The 16,350-nt window shown below is 47.7% G+C and carries 14 protein-coding genes; 2 read left to right on the forward strand and 12 right to left on the reverse strand.

The genetic code is table 11. From position 1 onward, the window contains the following. Window positions 1–9 precede the first annotated feature (9 nt). The 7 genes from N288_RS17450 to N288_RS17480 form a co-directional block, all read right to left on the reverse strand. Window positions 10–2,205, reverse strand: coding sequence for a RelA/SpoT family protein (locus N288_RS17450; protein WP_009796202.1), 2,196 nt, complete (start codon window positions 2,203–2,205; stop codon window positions 10–12). Between the two features lie 313 nt (window positions 2,206–2,518). Then, entirely contained in the window at window positions 2,519–3,031 is a 513-nt protein-coding gene (locus N288_RS17455) for an adenine phosphoribosyltransferase (protein ID WP_022544223.1), read from the reverse strand. Continuing rightward, complete coding sequence (gene recJ, locus N288_RS17460) at window positions 3,022–5,388, reverse strand: single-stranded-DNA-specific exonuclease RecJ (RefSeq protein ID WP_009796200.1); 2,367 nt, start codon at window positions 5,386–5,388, stop codon at window positions 3,022–3,024. Before recJ ends, N288_RS17455 begins: the two co-directional genes overlap by 10 nt. A gap of 109 nt (window positions 5,389–5,497) precedes the next feature. Beyond that, window positions 5,498–5,818 carry a LapA family protein gene (locus tag N288_RS17465; protein ID WP_009796198.1) on the reverse strand — a complete coding sequence of 107 codons (321 nt, stop codon included), beginning with the start codon at window positions 5,816–5,818 and terminating at the stop codon, window positions 5,498–5,500. 18 nt (window positions 5,819–5,836) lie between these two features. Further along, on the reverse strand, window positions 5,837–6,697 hold the full coding sequence (locus N288_RS17470) for a cation diffusion facilitator family transporter (RefSeq protein WP_050767321.1): 861 nt from the start codon (window positions 6,695–6,697) through the stop codon (window positions 5,837–5,839). 170 nt (window positions 6,698–6,867) lie between these two features. Next, complete coding sequence (secDF, locus tag N288_RS17475) at window positions 6,868–9,129, reverse strand: protein translocase subunit SecDF (protein WP_009796196.1); 2,262 nt, start codon at window positions 9,127–9,129, stop codon at window positions 6,868–6,870. 265 nt (window positions 9,130–9,394) lie between these two features. Next, on the reverse strand, window positions 9,395–9,688 hold the full coding sequence (locus N288_RS17480; RefSeq protein ID WP_009796195.1) for a post-transcriptional regulator: 294 nt from the start codon (window positions 9,686–9,688) through the stop codon (window positions 9,395–9,397). A gap of 127 nt (window positions 9,689–9,815) precedes the next feature. Between N288_RS17480 and spoVB the strand changes: the two genes are divergently transcribed. Then, window positions 9,816–11,378 (forward strand): stage V sporulation protein B, encoded by a 1,563-nt coding sequence (gene spoVB, locus N288_RS17485; RefSeq protein ID WP_009796194.1) that lies wholly within the window; start codon window positions 9,816–9,818, stop codon window positions 11,376–11,378. A gap of 42 nt (window positions 11,379–11,420) precedes the next feature. Here spoVB and N288_RS17490 read toward each other — a convergent pair whose 3' ends face one another. Then, a complete protein-coding gene (locus N288_RS17490) occupies window positions 11,421–12,068 on the reverse strand; it encodes a DUF421 domain-containing protein (protein WP_022544224.1) in 648 nt (215 codons plus the stop codon). 210 nt (window positions 12,069–12,278) lie between these two features. Between N288_RS17490 and N288_RS17495 the strand changes: the two genes are divergently transcribed. Further along, entirely contained in the window at window positions 12,279–12,668 is a 390-nt protein-coding gene (locus tag N288_RS17495) for a TIGR04086 family membrane protein (RefSeq protein ID WP_009796192.1), read from the forward strand. A gap of 74 nt (window positions 12,669–12,742) precedes the next feature. Here the strand turns inward: N288_RS17495 and yajC are convergent, their stop codons facing one another. The 4 genes from yajC to ruvB are packed head-to-tail and all read right to left on the reverse strand — an operon-like array spanning window position 12,743 to window position 16,304. Beyond that, window positions 12,743–13,027 (reverse strand): preprotein translocase subunit YajC, encoded by a 285-nt coding sequence (gene yajC, locus N288_RS17500; RefSeq protein WP_022544225.1) that lies wholly within the window; start codon window positions 13,025–13,027, stop codon window positions 12,743–12,745. A gap of 25 nt (window positions 13,028–13,052) precedes the next feature. Continuing rightward, a complete protein-coding gene (tgt, locus tag N288_RS17505; protein ID WP_009796190.1) occupies window positions 13,053–14,192 on the reverse strand; it encodes a tRNA guanosine(34) transglycosylase Tgt in 1,140 nt (379 codons plus the stop codon). 27 nt (window positions 14,193–14,219) lie between these two features. Continuing rightward, the gene (gene queA / locus N288_RS17510; RefSeq protein WP_022544226.1) at window positions 14,220–15,248 is read right to left on the reverse strand and encodes a tRNA preQ1(34) S-adenosylmethionine ribosyltransferase-isomerase QueA; all 1,029 of its coding nucleotides are present in this window, start codon (window positions 15,246–15,248) and stop codon (window positions 14,220–14,222) included. Window positions 15,249–15,302: 54 nt separating this feature from the next. Next, a complete protein-coding gene (ruvB, locus tag N288_RS17515) occupies window positions 15,303–16,304 on the reverse strand; it encodes a Holliday junction branch migration DNA helicase RuvB (RefSeq protein ID WP_009796124.1) in 1,002 nt (333 codons plus the stop codon). Between the last annotated feature and the right edge of the window lie 46 nt (window positions 16,305–16,350).

Raw genomic sequence — 16,350 nt, forward strand, 5'->3', positions numbered from 1 at the left:
GTATACCCCTTAGTTCATGATACGTCTGACAGAATAGATGTCAGGAATCTGCTTGATGCGGTCCACAACTTTCTGCAGATGGCTTACATTTGTGATGCTGATCGACATATTGATGGTAGCCATTTTATTGCGGTCCGATTTGCCAGACACTGCAGATATATTTGTTTTGGTTTCATTGACGGCCTGCAGCACTTCGTTCAGAAGGCCGCGGCGGTCATAGCCGTTGATTTCAATCTCGACATTATATTCTTTTTTATCATTGAGGCCTGTTTCCCATTCAACCGGGATGAGCCTTGCTTTGGCATCGGCAGTATCAATATTGGTACAGTCTGAACGGTGGACAGACACCCCCCTGCCTTTAGTGATAAAGCCGACAATTTCATCTCCCGGCACTGGATTGCAGCAGCGGGAAAGTCGGATCAGGAGATTATCAATCCCTGAAACCCTTACGCCAGATTCCCTTTTCTTGACAGAAGGGAAGGATTTCAATTCCGAAACGGCATTGGAGATATCGGTAACCTGCTCCATATCACGCTTTTTCCGCCATTTTTCGGTCAGACGGTTTGCGACCTGCAGAGCCGTGACGCCATTATAGCCGACGGCGGCATACATATCCTCTTCACTGGCAAAATTGAATTTTTCAGACACTCTCCGGACATTCTCGGCAGTCAGGATTTCTTTGATGTCAAAATCCATATTGCGGATTTCTTTTTCAACCATCTCTTTGCCTTTTTCGAAGTTTTCGTCCTTCTGCTGCTTTTTGAAAAATTGGCGGATTTTATTTTTCGCCTGAGTCGTCTGGGCAAGCTTCAGCCAATCCTTGCTCGGCCCATAGGAATGTTTGGACGTGAGAATCTCAAGGATATCACCGGTCTTCAATTTATAATCCAGAGTGACCATTTTTCCGTTAACCTTTGCACCAATTGTTTTATTGCCGATTTCGGAGTGAATCCGATAGGCAAAATCAATCGGGACAGACCCTGAAGGCAGCTCGATGACATCTCCCTTTGGCGTAAATACAAACACCATATCAGAAAAAAGGTCAATTTTCAGCGATTCCATGAATTCTTCTGCATTCACGCTATCATCCTGAAACTCGAGGATTTCCCTGAACCATGTCAGCTTTTCTTCGAAAGAAGAGCCTTCATTGACAGTTTTGCCTTCTTTATATGCCCAGTGGGCCGCAATCCCGAACTCTGCGATTTGATGCATTTCGGTTGTGCGGATCTGCACCTCAAGCGGGTCGCCCTTTGGGCCGATGACCGTTGTATGCAGAGACTGGTACATATTCGCCTTCGGCATGGCGATATAATCCTTGAACCGCCCGGGCATAGGCTTCCAGCATGTATGGATGATGCCCAGGACAGCATAGCAGTCTTTAATGCTGTTGACCACAATGCGGACCGCAAGCAGATCATAGATTTCATTGAACTGCTTATTCTGAAGCGCCATTTTCCTGTAGATGCTGTATATATGCTTCGGCCGGCCGGAAAGATCGGCTCTGATGGACACTTCATCCATCTTGCCTTTCATTTCGCCGATGACTTCCTCCAGATAGAGCTCGCGCTCGGCACGCTTTTTCTTCATCAAGTTGACAATCCGGTAATACTGCTGCGGATTGAGATAGCGGAGCGCCGTATCCTCAAGCTCCCACTTGATTTTCGAGATACCTAGGCGGTGGGCAAGCGGCGCAAAGATTTCAAGCGTCTCATTCGATATCCTGCGCTGCTTTTCAGCAGGAAGATGCTTAAGCGTCCTCATATTATGGAGCCTGTCTGCAAGCTTAATCAGGATGACCCTAATATCCTGGGCCATGGCAACAAACATTTTCCGATGGTTTTCGGCCTGCTGCTCTTCCTGTGATTTGTATTTGATTTTCCCCAGTTTTGTCACGCCATCGACTAGCATCGCAACTTCCGGATTGAATGCCTCTGAGATATCAGCCAATGTGACTTCCGTATCCTCTACAACATCATGAAGAAAACCTGCAGCAACTGTCGATGGATCCATTTCAAGATCGGCCAGGATCCCTGCCACCTGGATTGGATGGATGATGTATGGCTCCCCGGATTTCCTATATTGTTCACGATGGGCATGTTTCGCAAATTCATAGGCCTTCCGTACGACTCCGGCATGCTCCTCATTTAAATATTCTTTTGTCCTCTCGATGACTTGATCGGCGGTCAAAACCTGGTCGTTCGCCATAGAATCACCTTTATCTATATAAAGTTTAATAAGAATCCAAGCTTGCCCGGATTCTCCCTAAAATCTCCGTTTACAACCATTCAATTAATGATAGAACTGAAAAAAGAATGATTGTTACTATTATCGAAAAAAAACCGTGGATGTAAAGGGATTGGAAGTTATTTTTATATGGAATTGAAGATTTTTGTCGAAAAAGCTCTTTTTTTGCCGGATTCTTCTTATGTTTTATTGTAAACTTTGCAGAAAAGGAAAAGCGGGGCACTATGTTGATAGTGCCCCGCTTTTTTTAAACAATTTTTTCAAAGACTATGCCTCAGTAGTTCATTAATGTAAGGATGTCATATCCGTCAAGCTTGCTACGGCCGTCAAGGTAGGTTAATTCGATCAGGAAAGCAATCCCGGCGACAACGCCTCCAAGCTCTTCGACAAGCTTGATTGTTGCGTCAATAGTGCCTCCTGTTGCCAGCAGGTCATCTGTGATCAGGACGCGCTGTCCTGGTTTGATGGCATCTTTATGGATCGTCAGTACATCTTTTCCATATTCCAGGCCATAATTGACTTTGACCGTCTCGCGCGGAAGCTTCCCTTCTTTCCTGACAGGTGCAAAGCCTACGCCAAGTGAATAAGCAACAGGGCAGCCGATGATAAAGCCGCGTGCTTCAGGCCCGACTACAAGGTCAATTTGCTTTTCTTTCGCATATTCAACGATCTGGTCAGTCGCATATTTATAAGCATCGCCATTATCCATAAGCGTTGTGATATCTTTGAATCTAATCCCGGGCTTCGGCCAGTCTTCCACTATTGTTATATATTGTTTCAAATCCATTCTTCCATTGCCTCCTCAGTATGAACCGCCCCTTGAAGGACTGCATCGAACCAGCTTTTCAGCTCCTGGTATGAAGAATACAGCAAATCGTTTTCAAGGGTGTATTGTGCATGCTTCCTTTGATATGTCGGGGATTCTGTCAGGTCCCGCTTGTTTGCCTCTTTATTAAGGGCCAAGAGCCCATTTTCCATTTTAGCAAAGTCCAGCTCAAAAAACACCTTTGACATAAAATCAATTGTTTCCCTGCTCCATCCTTTATGCTTGGCAAGCTGGTCCCCGAATTTTCTTATGTCGAATTGGCCTCTTTTGGCCAGGAATGAATAAAACCACTTAAAATGGTCCCTGTTTGGGATCGTGCTGAAATACTCGCTTTCTTCCTTATAGAAGTGGGCATAGATCCTGGCAGGGGCTTTGCCCTGAAGGAGCTTTTCCAGCATCTGTTTTGAAGGAGGCAGATCTGCAAGAACTATATGCTCTTCTTCAATCACCAGAGCTTCCGCTTCCGTTTCAGAGCTTATGAAGAAAGCTGCATCTTCCGGCAATGAAGGAATCTTTTCCCGGCTTTGGCCGTCAAAGCATATCCACTTGGTACTTGATTCAGGAAGGAGTTCCTTTAGCTGTTCAAATCTCTTGATTCCTCTCAGATCAAAAAGCTGCCATTCGGCGACAGATAAATCGTGCAGAAAAATTTGCGGTTTTCTTATATTATTCCATTCATTTATAGATAATTCACCAATTACGGATATCCGGGAATCTGCCGAGATATGATGGAACAGCTCCCCAAGGCCGAATCCGATTCCGTCCAATGCGGATGAACCCTCGCCAAGTGCCATTTTAAGATGATTCTGGCCGGAGCCTATCTTGCGCATGCTGGCAATGGGGGCATCCTTAATCAGGACGCGCGGTTTAGGATTGTCCATTCCAAAGGGGGAAAGAAGCTGCATTTGTTCTATCGCAGGCAGGCTGACATCTTCAAGGCTTACCTCGGCATCGAGGCTTGCGACCGGTATGAAATCCTCGTCACTGAGCTGCTCTTTCGCGAGGCCGTTGAGCCTTTCCCGCAGCTCCCCCACGTCTCCAAGCCCAAGCGTCATCCCAGCAGCCATCGGATGGCCCCCAAAATGGGGCAGGATGTCCCTGCAGGCAGACAGATTTTTATACAAATCAAATCCGGCTATGCTTCTGGCAGATCCTTTTGCCGTCCCCTTTTCTTTATCAAAGCTGAGGACGATGGCCGGCCTGTAGAATTTATCGACAAGCCTTGACGCTACAATGCCGATCACACCGGCATTCCAGCCTTCCTTCCCGATAACGAGAACAGCATTTTCCCCTGCCGGGTACTTTTCCTCGACTTCTTTGATTGCCTCTTCGGCAATCTGGCTGACAATGGACTGCCTCTCTTTGTTCATGCTGTCAATTTCTTCAGCAATCATAGCTGCTTCTTCCCGGTCATCTGTCAGCAGCAGATGGACGGCCGGATCTGCGCTGTCCAGCCTGCCGGCAGCATTCAGCCTTGGAGCAAGCATGAACCCTATGGTTTCTTCATCTACTGCAGCCTGCTCCACATTTGCCAGCTTGAACAGCGCGAGCAGGCCGGCCCTTTTAGTCACCTTCAGCTTCTTGATCCCTCTCTGGACAAGGAGCCTGTTCTCTCCTTTCAGAGATACCAGGTCGGCCACGGTTCCTATAGCAGCAATTTCCAGAAGCTCCTCGGGGATATTTCCCAATAGGGCGTGAGCTACCTTAAAGGCCACGCCCACTCCGGCAAGCTCGCGGAAAGGATAAAGGCTTCCCTCAAGCTTGGGATGGATGATAGCCAGGGCCTCCGGGAGAACCGGACCGGGTTCATGGTGGTCCGTAATGATCAGGTCCATGCCCAGCTCTTTGGCAATGGACGCCTCATGGACTGCTGATATGCCGGTATCCACCGTAATGAGCAGCTTGGTGCCAATTTCGGCCGCATGCCTGAATGCTCCCTCATTCGGGCCGTATCCCTCCGTAAACCGGTTAGGTATGTAGAAATCTACATTGGCACCCAGGCTGCGGAGCGTTATCATCATAACAGAGGTGCTTGTGACTCCGTCTGCATCATAATCCCCATATATTAAAATCGGTTCATTTTCGTTTATCGCTTTATTTATTCGTGAGACTGCAGCATCCATCCCGGCCAGGAGAAAAGGGTCGTGGAACTCCCCATTATTTCCGTACAGGAAATCCTGTGCCGATTCAGGAGTATCGAGCCCCCGATTCACTAATAATGATGCCACAATTGGACTGATTTTCAATTCGCTGATCAGTGTGTCAGCTTTATCTTTATCCGATTGACGAACAATCCATCTTGTTTTTGACTTTAACATACGTTCACCCCTCAGCTTTTCTATTATACAAGAGGGCGTACCGGGATTCAATGAATTCCTGGGGTGTACAATCAGCAGAAAATAAAGGAAGCAGCAAGGCTGCTTCCTTCTAATGAATATCCCTTTTTAAATAATCTTCGTCACTGTCTGCTGCAGCTTCGGCGCTTTCCTTATCGGCGCCAGCTTTAAGAGCGGCGTTCTCTTTCTCAAGGGATCTGACCTTCCGCTGAAGGGCAAATACCCTGAATACACCTACTAGCCCGACGATGAGGCCGCCCATCAGCACTGAACCGAGGATGACCAGTATAAGCGGCCATTCACTTTCCCCAAAAACATAGTTGACTGTAACAGGATCCACATTAATAACAGCAAATACCGCGACAATAAGTGCAAATAGAATCCCGAATATCAAGGCCCACTGAACTTTCACTCCACATCTCTCCCATCTTTAATCTGGATTGCCGGGATTGTAAGGGTTGATATGCACAAAGACATTATGCACATTTTTCTCCTGCATCAGCTTCTCTTTTACTTCCTTTCCTACCCGGTGCCCCTCTTCGACTGTCATATGGGGGTCTACGGCAATCTTCAGGTCTATGATGACATAATGGCCATGCTCCCTTGCATGAAGCTGGTTGATCTCTTTCACTGCCGGAACAGACAGAACTGCTTTCCGCAGCTCTTCCGTATCCTCATCATGAAGCACATGGTCCAAAGTATTATGAATCGATTCTTTGCCGAGTGACCATGCCATTTTTATGACAAGCAGCGAGACCAGCAGCCCTGCAACAGGATCTCCGTATTCCAGCCATCCGATCCCGGCTTTTCCCCCGATGACAGCTGCCCCTATCCCCGCCAGGGCGGCAATGGAGGAATAAACATCAGAACGATGCTCATATGCATTGATGATTAATGCATCGCTATTAAGCTTTTTTCCCAATTTATACTTATAACGAAACATTGCCTCTTTTACAACAATGGAAATAAGGACTGCGGCAATAGCAATAGCCTTGGGCGGCTCGATTGGATGGAAAAAAGCCTCAAAGGAAGATTTGCCGATTTCAAACCCCACAAGCATCAGCAGGACAGCAACGATGATGGCTGCAATCGATTCAGCTTTTCCATGTCCATAAGGATGGTCTTCATCGGGCGGCTGCTTGGCAGCCCTGAGCCCAATATAAACGGCAAATGACCCCGCAATGTCTGAAGCAGAATGGACCGCATCCGCGATCAGTGCACGGCTGTTGGCATAAACCCCCACTCCATACTTGAGGATTGCCAGCACAATATTTCCCACAATCCCGATCATAGCCGCAAATTCAGCCTGTTTAAAACGATCTTTGTTAGTATCCAAGTCTCAACTTCCTTCCCCGCATTTTATACTTATAGTGTATCCGAAAATCGGCAATCAAAAAGCACTTAAGGGCTAAAACAGGAAAAAACACAGGAAAGGTTTTCCTGTGTTTTTTCTTAAGCGGATCAGACCTGCGGCTCGTCTGATGCTTTGCGTTTTACTTTTTCTGTTTTGATTACGCCTTTTTTCTTCAGCTCTTTATTTTTCCATACCAGCCATAGCTGGGATGCAATGAAGAGTGAGGAATATGTTCCGGCTACAAGGCCGATAAGCAGGGCGAATGAAAAGCTGCGGATCGATTCGCTGCCGAAGATGAGCAGACCGACAACCGCGATGACAACCGTAATGACGGTGCTAACTGATCGTCCGAGTGTTTGCCTTAAGCTCTGGTTGACAACATCAGCGATATCATCGAAGGTTTTAAGCCTCTTCTTCTTCTGCATGTTTTCGCGCATTCTATCGAACGTTACGATCGTATCATTGATTGAGTAACCCACAATTGTCAGGATTGCCGCAATGAATGTTATGTCCACTTCAAAGCGGATGATGCTGAACAGGGCGATGATGAAGAATGCATCATGGAGCAGAGCTATGACAGCTGCAAGCGCCATGTAAATCTCAAACCTGATTGTTACATAAATGATGATGCCGACAGACGCAATCAGCAAAGCTTTGAAAGCATTCTTCGCAAGCTCTTTACCAACGGTAGGAGAGACGGTGCTGACATTCGGCTCCTGGCCGTACACATCATTCATATGAGTCTTCAGCTCAGCAATCTTATCCTTGCCCAGCGGATCGGTGAATCGCGCTACGCCTATATTCTGGTCATCTCCTGAAATGATGATATCATCTGTTTCAAGTCCGACTTTACTGAGTTCTTCCTGAATTTCACTCTTATTCACTGATTGCCCCGCTGTGATTTCAACCCGCGTACCCGCTACGAAATCGATGCCGAGATTAAGCCTGAATACGGATAAGGCGATGATGCCGGCAACAGCCATGGCAATCGAGAAAATAAAGAACTTCCTGCGATGCTTTACAAAATCGAAACGGTCATATTTTGTAGGCAGGTCAAGCGTATCATAGTTTTCAGCAATATCTTTGATTTCACTCTTTTTGACTCCAAACCAAGTAGGCTTTTTCGTAAAGATCCTGCTGTTTACCCATAAGCCAAGCAGCAGACGTGAACCATAGACAGCTGTGATGAAACTGGCCAGAATGCTCAGGATGAGCATGGTCGCAAATCCTTTAACCGAGCTTGTCCCATAGAGGAAAAGCACGACAGCGGCAAGAATGGTTGTGATGTTGGCATCAAGGATTGTGGACAGGGAGTTTTTGTTTCCTGCCTGGAAGGCGGACTTGACTGACTTACCAACCTTCAGCTCTTCCTTGATCCTCTCATAGGTGATGATATTGGCATCAACGGCCATTCCGACCCCAAGAATCAGTGCTGCAATTCCCGGGAGAGTCAGTACACCATTCATCCAATCAAAGACAAGCAGAATCAGATAGATGTAAATTGACAATGTTATAGTTGCAATAAAACCTGGGAATCGGTAAAACGCAATCATGAACAGGAAGATGACCAAAATGCCGATGATACCGCCTGTAATGGTCTTCTGCATGGCATCTTCACCGAACTTGGCACCGACACTGGTGGAATATTCCTCCGTCAGCTCAACTGGAAGCGCCCCCGCCTTCAGCAGGGAAGAGAGTGTTTTTGCTTCTTCAAGAGAAAAATTTCCGACGATTGAAACTGTATCCTGGTTGAATACCTGGCTGACCTGTGGTGCAGAAAGGTATTTTGGATCTTCTTTCTGTGACTCTTCTTTGAAAGAATCGCCTTCTTCATAGTCGAGCCAGATGACCAGCAGGTTATTTGGCGCTCCCATATTGACAATTTCCTGTGTGACTTCCTTGAACTTCTCGGCACTCTTCAGCGTCAAGGAAACGCTTGGCTTGCCGTTTTCATCGAAAGTCTGTTTAGCTCCGCCTTCTACAAGGTCAGACCCATTCATCATTTCACGGTCATTGACATCCCTGAATGACAGATTGGCTTCAGTGGAAAGCATCTCACGTGCCTGGTTTTGGTCTTTTACACCGGCCAGCTGGACGCGGACCCTGTTGTCGCCCTCAATCTGGATGATAGGCTCATTTACACCAAGGGCATTGACCCGGCGGTCGAGGGCCTCAGCAGTGCTGTTTAGCACCTCTTTTGTGGCTTTCTTTCCATCCTTGGTCTTTACATCGTAAAGTACCTCGAAGCCGCCCTGCAGATCCAGGCCGAGCTTGATATTATTCAGTATGTTTTTGGTTGTGCCTCCCATCAGACTGCCGATCAGAATGACAATCAGGAAGAAGGCGACAATCCTGCTGCGCTTTACCATTGTGCTGTTATATCCCCCTTAAACTTCCGGCCCCTGCAGGCATGCCCTCTTTCAGAGCATGCTGCAGCGCCGGGTGCTGCTTGCAATCTTTAAGCCTGCTCCGCTTTACTGCGGGCAGTCTTTTTCTATAAATAGACCGAAAAAACCAACATATCCATTATGAAATAGAATGGAATGGCTGTCAATTTGTCCCTTCATAATAAACTGGCTCTTACATTAAAAAAATGAATTGTACATACCGCAACAGCCGCTTACAATCCTATCCTCACTCAAGCAGCTTCCTTCTGTCTTCCTCACTCAGCTCGCCAAGGCCTTTTCCTTTAAATGCCTCGACTGTCGCATAGCTGAAATAGTCAGCCGCTTTCACTTCCAGGATACCGCCCACTATTTCGAATAGTCTGGCATCTTCATGCGGTTTCCGCCATTTTTTTTCAGTCAGATACCTCCAAAGCTCATCTTCTGCAACAGCTCCATAATTCAGCAGCCGGAATTCCTCGAGCTTGCTTTGCAGTGCAGGCTGAACCTGCCGGCGAAACTTTTCATATACATGGCCTTTCATCACTAGGGCTCCTCTCCCGCTGTTCTATCAAAAATAGAAAAATCAAGAACTTGTCATGCTTTGTCCTAATCGCGGCATATAGTTAATTGTATATGATTATACCTATTTTGAGAAGGCAGGGAACAGGATGTCTAAGTTTTTAAAAGGAACGATTATTTTACTGGCTGCCGGCCTGGTGACAAGGGTTCTCGGATTCATAAACCGTATTGTGATTGCCCGCTTCATCGGTGAAGAGGGTGTCGGCTTATATATGATGGCATTTCCCACTCTGATCCTCGTCATTACAATTACACAGCTTGGCCTGCCAGTTGCCATCTCCAAAAATGTAGCGGAGGCAGAAGCCAGGGGCGATACGGCAAAAATCAAAAAAATACTGGCTGTATCTCTTGCTGTGACCATTTCTCTATCTGCCATTTTCACGCCGGCCTTGTTTCTGCTCGCTCCTATATTGTCTGAAACTCTTTTCACTGACCCAAGGACACATCTGCCCTTGCTGGCAATCGCCCCCATCGTGCCGATTGTAGCTGTTTCTTCTGTCATAAGGGGATATTTCCAGGGAAGGCAGCAGATGAAGCCCGCAGCATATTCACAGGTTCTTGAGCAGATCGTGCGAATCGGGCTTATCGCCTTGCTGACGAAGGCTTTCCTGCCTTATGGCATCGAGTATGCCGCTGCAGCGGCAATGTTTGCATCTGTAATCGGGGAACTGGTTTCACTGGTTTATCTTGTGGCAGCTTTCAAACTGAAGAAAAGGTTCAGGCTGAGAAAAAATTTCTTCGGCTATGTCCAGTCCGGTAAAAGCACCTTCAGCGATTTGATGAAGATTGCTCTGCCGACTACGGGCAGCAGGATGATCGGATCGATTGCCTGGTTTTTTGAGCCTATTGTTGTCTCGCACAGTCTTGCGCTTGCGGGAGTAGCCGCCATCGCCGCCACAAAGCAATACGGGGCCCTGACAGGCTTTGCCATGCCGCTGCTGCTGCTGCCGTCTTTCGTCACCCACTCCCTTTCTACCTCGCTTGTGCCTGCAATCAGCGAGGCCAACTCGAGAAAGGATATGAAGCTGATTGAACACAGGCTCCAGCAGGCACTCCGGTTCTCTTTTATTACAGGGGGAATGGCAGTCGTGCTTCTCTACGTTCTTGCCAGCCCTTTGATGGAGGTTATGTATGGAAGTTCAAGCGGAGACCAGTTCATCAAACTGATGGCTCCTTTCTTTCTGTTTTACTATTACCAGGGACCGCTTCAAGCCACCTTGCAGGCACTCAACCTCGCAAGGGCCGCCATGATCAACAGCCTGATCGGGTCAATCGTAAAAATCGCCGTCATTTTTCTCCTAGCCAGCCAGCCGGCATTCGGCATCAATGGGGTGGCTCTCGGCATCCTGGTCGGCTTTGTTCTTGTCACACTGCTTCATTTCGCAACCGTACTGAAGACCATTTCATTCACTTTTTATATCATGGATTATGTGAAAACCTTTGCTGTCATGGGCCTTGCTGGCTGGGGTGGCCATGCTTCATTCAGCATGATGCCGGAGGAGATGCTTCTGGCCTTCAAGGTTATGATATCCACGCTGATCATGGGCATACTGTATCTGATTTTCCTGCTCATCTTCAGGCTGATTACAAAAGAAGATCTGCGGCGGATCCCGGTCATCGGCCAGCCTCTTTCAAGGCTAGCCTTCAAATAAAAAAATAAAAATGGCGTCCTGAACGCCATTTTTTTGACCATCTTATTTTTCATCGATGGGATCAATATAAAGGTTTCCGTTAGAGTAGCTGCAAAAAGATATCTGCTGTATTTCATCATAGCCTTTTTTCTTCAGCTGTTCTGCCAGCCACTGGCGCGATTTATGGACTGAAGCAAGATTGGCTTCCTGAAGGTTTCCGTCTATGATCAGAGGATGGTCTATGTCGCTGCCTTTCATATTGTCCTTTTGAAACACAGAAAGCTTGCCTGAAGGCTCCAGGATCGCAAATTCGACGTCTGCTATATTTTTAATATCTTTGTCCCGCAGCTGGGTGAGAAGATCATCGAAATTATATCGCTGCTGCCTCATCGTATTTTCATCGATTTTCCCCTGATTGATGATAATAGAGGGCTTGCCGTCCACGATATCCCTGAATTTTTTGCTTTTGAGTGATAGGATGGCCAGAACGATTTGTATAACCATGAGGAGCATCATCGGAAGTATGTTCTTCACCAGGCTGCCGTCAGGATTTTCAATCGCCACCACTGCCATTTCGGCAATCATGATATATACCACTAAATCCAGCACGCTCAGTTCGCCTATTTCCCTTTTGCCCATCAGCCGAAAGATCAGGAGGATGACCCCATATAAAAAAAGTGTCCTCGCAATGATTATCATATATTCCGCCAAAACTGCCTCCTCCTCTTTCATCACATTCCAACATTAGTATGCTTCACGTCCAGGACTGTCATTAAGAAAGCTTTTTCCATTTGGCACTGATGCTTAGCCCCTCCATTCAGGAGGAAAAAGCCCGCTATTATGCTAAATATTTAATTCTAAAAAGCAGCTGCTGCGAATATGCTTGTACTAGGATTTATCGTTTGAAGGGAGAGGAAATCAATGGAAGAATCCAAACATATGGGGAGTGCGGTGCTATACGGGATAGGGAGCATCTTTATCATTGCGATTGCCAGCAGCCTGGTGTTCTCGCTGCTCTTGAAGTTCACTTCAATGGATGAGTCATCCATAAAGCTTCCCGCTGAAATCCTGGCTTTCATTTCACTGTTTGCCGGCGGCTTCATTTCCGGGGGAAAAGGAAAGCAGAAAGGATGGCTGCTGGGGGGGCTGACTGGCGCCATATATACACTGGTCATTTTCCTGTTCCAATATCTCGGGCATGACAGCCTGTTTTCCGCGGAGCAGACCATTTATCATACGTGTTTCCTGCTGGTCTGTATGATGGGCGGGATCCTGGGAGTCAACATGTCTTCAAAGTCAAGGGCAGCATAGATGCCTAAACTGAAACGCAACGGTTTTCTAAAGCCATAAAAAAAGAAGCAGAACAAGGTCTGCTTCTTTTTTTATTATGATTTTGCCAATGTTGTTTCGGCTGCTGCCCGCACTTCCCTGATCGCTGCGCGATCATATGTAAGTCTGCTGCCGTCACCGCATTTGATGACGATCTTATCTTCATCGATGGCATCGACAATGCCATGGAGGCCGCCGATCGTCACAATTTTATCTCCCTTTTTCAGATCCGACTGCATCTGCTGCACAGATTTCTGGCGCTTTTGCTGCGGACGGATAAGAAGGAAATAAAATAAGATGAACATCAGTAATAATGGTCCTAATGTACCTAAAATATCCATTCCTTTTTTTCACCCCTTTCGTGTATCAGAAATTTTTCGCATCCGGTTTATTGAAACCGTAACGTTCGAAAAATTCTTCTCTAAAATCACCCAGGCGATCTTCGCGGATTGCTTGTCTAACCTGTTCCATTAAGTTTACCAGAAAATAAAGGTTATGGTAAGTTGTAAGTCGTATGCCGAATGTTTCGTCAGATTTAATCAGGTGGCGTATATAGGCTCTGCTGTAATTACGGCATGTATAGCAGTCGCAATTTTCATCAATCGGGCCAAAGTCGCGGGCAAATTTGGCATTTTTAACGACAAGGCGCCCGTTGCTGGTCATCAGTGTTCCGTTGCGGGCAATCCGAGTCGGAAGGACACAGTCGAACATGTCGATGCCCCTGATGCTGCCATCAATCAGGGAATCCGGAGATCCAACCCCCATCAGATAGCGCGGCTTATCAGCAGGAAGAAGCGGCGTCGTGAATTCCAGCGCCCTGTTCATGACATCCTTCGGCTCGCCGACAGAGAGTCCGCCCACTGCATAGCCCGGGAAGTCCAGAGATACAAGGTCACGGGCACTCTGCTTCCTTAATTCTTCGTATTCTCCGCCCTGGACAATCCCAAAGAGGCCCTGGTCATTCGGGCGTTCATGGGCATTCAGGCAGCGCTCAGCCCAGCGCGATGTCCGCTCAACTGATTTCTTCATATACTCATATGTAGCCGGATAAGGAGGGCATTCATCAAAAGCCATCATAATGTCAGAGCCAAGTGCGTTCTGGATTTCCATCGCTTTTTCCGGTGAAAGGAACAGCTTATCTCCGTTCAGATGGTTCCTGAAGTGGACTCCTTCTTCTTCAATCTTCCTGAATTGGCTGAGGCTGAATACCTGGAAGCCCCCGCTGTCTGTAAGGATGCTGCCATTCCAATTCATGAATTTATGGAGGCCGCCTGCTTCCTTGATAATATCATGCCCCGGGCGAAGCCAAAGGTGATAAGTGTTGCTGAGGATGATCCCGGCACCCATGCCTGCCACTTCCTCCGGCGACATTGTCTTAACTGTGGCCAGTGTTCCCACTGGCATAAAGACAGGCGTTTCAAATGAACCATGCGGGGTGTGAACCCGGCCGAGCCGCGCCCCTGTCTGTTTGCATGTTTTAATCAATTCATACCGTATTGCTGTCAAGTTATTCGTTCTCCTTCCGTTTCCATGCTAAATGATCAGCATGGCATCTCCAAAGCTGAAAAAGCGGTAGCGTTCCTTTACTGCTTCATTATAGGCGTTAAGCACATTTTCCCGTCCTGCCAGTGCACTGATCAGCATGATCAGTGTCGATTTAGGCAGATGGAAATTGGTAATCATCCCGTCAATTGCCTTGAACTCATAGCCAGGGTAGATGAAAATGCTTGTCCATCCGCTTCCAGCCTCTAACCTGCCTTCATTGGCGTCTGCAATCGTCTCAAGTGTGCGTGTTGAGGTAGTGCCGACAGTAATGATCCTGCCTCCATTTTCCCTGACCTCATTCAAAAGCCTTGCAGTTCCTTCCGTGACCTGATAGTACTCGGCATGCATACTATGCTCATGGATATCCTCGACACTGACCGGCCTAAAGGTTCCAAGCCCTACATGCAGGGTAATAAAAGCGATATGCACACCCTTTTCCCTGATTTCATCCAGCAGTTCTTCAGTAAAATGAAGCCCGGCGGTCGGGGCAGCAGCCGATCCCCTTTCTTTGGCATACACAGTCTGGTACCGTTCGCGGTCATCAAGCTGCTCTTTGATATAAGGCGGCAGGGGCATCTCTCCAAGCTGTTCCAGCACTTCATAAAAAATGCCTTCATAGTTGAATTTCAGCAGCCTTCCGCCCTGCTCTTCTGTACCAGTGCAGACTGCTGACAGTAGGCCGTCCCCGAATTCGATCCTTGTTCCTTCCTTGACTCTTTTTGCCGGTTTAATGAGCGTTTCCCATACATCGCCTTCCTGCTGTTTCAGCAGCAGAACCTCAATTTTGGCGCCGGTCCCTTCCTTGGCGCCGAACAGCCTGGCAGGCAGAACTCTTGTATCATTGAGCACAAGGCAGTCGCCCGGATTCAAATATTCGGGCAGATTTTTAAATGTTTCATGCTGCAATGCCCCATCTTCCTTGTCGAGCACCATCAGCCGGCTGCTCGTTCTATCTTCTAGAGGAGTCTGGGCAATCAGCTCCTCTGGCAAATGAAAATCAAACATTTCTACTTTCATGGTGTTTCACCCTATCTGTTTTTTTAACTCTATTTTATTTTTCCAGTAACAGCTTCAAGCCTCTGGCAGCTCAAGGTTAAGGTGATGGTAGACAAGGTGCGTCACAATCCTTCCCCTTGGGGTCCTTTGTAAAAAGCCGATCTGAAGCAGGTACGGTTCATATACATCTTCGATTGTATGGGATTCTTCCCCGATTGTAGCGGCTATCGTCTCAAGCCCGACAGGACCGCCGCGGAATTTCTCTATAATTCCTCTTAATAATTTATGGTCAATATGATCCAGCCCTAAACGGTCGACCTGCAGAAGTTCGAGAGAATCATGGGCAAGGGCTGCATCAATACTTCCGTCGCCCTTGACCTGGGCAAAGTCCCTTACCCGCCTCAGGAGGCGGTTGGCGATCCGCGGGGTTCCCCGGGATCTCCTGGCAATTTCAGAAGCCGCCAGATCGTCAATGCCTGTTTCAAGGACATCGGCCGTCCTTGAAACAATATTTTTGAGCTGACTCTCATTATAATACTCAAGGCGGCAGAGAACACCAAATCTGTCTCTGAGCGGTGCTGATACTGAACCCGCCCTTGTCGTTGCCCCCACGAGAGTGAATGGAGGGAGATCGAGCCTCACAGACCGCGCACTCGGGCCTTTCCCGATGACGATATCAAGGCAGAAATCCTCCATCGCCGGATACAGCACCTCTTCTATCGAACGCGGCAGCCGGTGGATTTCATCGATGAAAAGAACATCACCCGGCTCAAGCGCAGTCAGTATGGCAGCAAGGTCCCCCGGCCTTTCAATGGCGGGACCGGCGGTTGTCCTGAGATTAACCCCCATCTCATTGGCTATGATGCTGGCCAGCGTCGTTTTTCCAAGACCCGGGGGGCCGTATAGCAGGACATGGTCCAAAGTCTCTCCGCGGATCCGGGCAGCCTGGATGAAGACCTCCAGGTTTTCCTTCACTTTATCCTGTCCGATATATTGCCTCAGAGTCTGCGGCCTCAAGCTCTGCTCAAAGGAGACATCCTGAAGGTCCGCTTCACCTGAAATGATCCGATCTTCCATAAGCTGTATTCACCCCTTGGCTGCCGGGCGCTGCAAAAGGAGACTT

This window comes from Bacillus infantis NRRL B-14911 (assembly GCF_000473245.1).
Classification (GTDB): Bacteria; Bacillota; Bacilli; order Bacillales; family Cytobacillaceae; genus Bacillus_AB; species Bacillus_AB infantis.

Excerpts from the sequence above, each read along its gene's own strand:
- N288_RS17450 (WP_009796202.1), bottom strand. The coding sequence starts at position 2,205 with ATGGCGAACGACCAGGTTTTGACCGCCGATCAAGTCATCGAGAGGACA.
- N288_RS17455 (WP_022544223.1), bottom strand. The coding sequence starts at position 3,031 with ATGGATTTGAAACAATATATAACAATAGTGGAAGACTGGCCGAAGCCC.
- recJ (WP_009796200.1), bottom strand. The coding sequence starts at position 5,388 with ATGTTAAAGTCAAAAACAAGATGGATTGTTCGTCAATCGGATAAAGAT.
- N288_RS17470 (WP_050767321.1), bottom strand. The coding sequence starts at position 6,697 with ATGATCGGGATTGTGGGAAATATTGTGCTGGCAATCCTCAAGTATGGA.
- secDF (WP_009796196.1), bottom strand. The coding sequence starts at position 9,129 with ATGGTAAAGCGCAGCAGGATTGTCGCCTTCTTCCTGATTGTCATTCTG.
- N288_RS17480 (WP_009796195.1), bottom strand. The coding sequence starts at position 9,688 with ATGAAAGGCCATGTATATGAAAAGTTTCGCCGGCAGGTTCAGCCTGCA.
- spoVB (WP_009796194.1), top strand. The coding sequence starts at position 9,816 with ATGTCTAAGTTTTTAAAAGGAACGATTATTTTACTGGCTGCCGGCCTG.
- N288_RS17495 (WP_009796192.1), top strand. The coding sequence starts at position 12,279 with ATGGAAGAATCCAAACATATGGGGAGTGCGGTGCTATACGGGATAGGG.
- yajC (WP_022544225.1), bottom strand. The coding sequence starts at position 13,027 with ATGGATATTTTAGGTACATTAGGACCATTATTACTGATGTTCATCTTA.
- queA (WP_022544226.1), bottom strand. The coding sequence starts at position 15,248 with ATGAAAGTAGAAATGTTTGATTTTCATTTGCCAGAGGAGCTGATTGCC.
- ruvB (WP_009796124.1), bottom strand. The coding sequence starts at position 16,304 with ATGGAAGATCGGATCATTTCAGGTGAAGCGGACCTTCAGGATGTCTCC.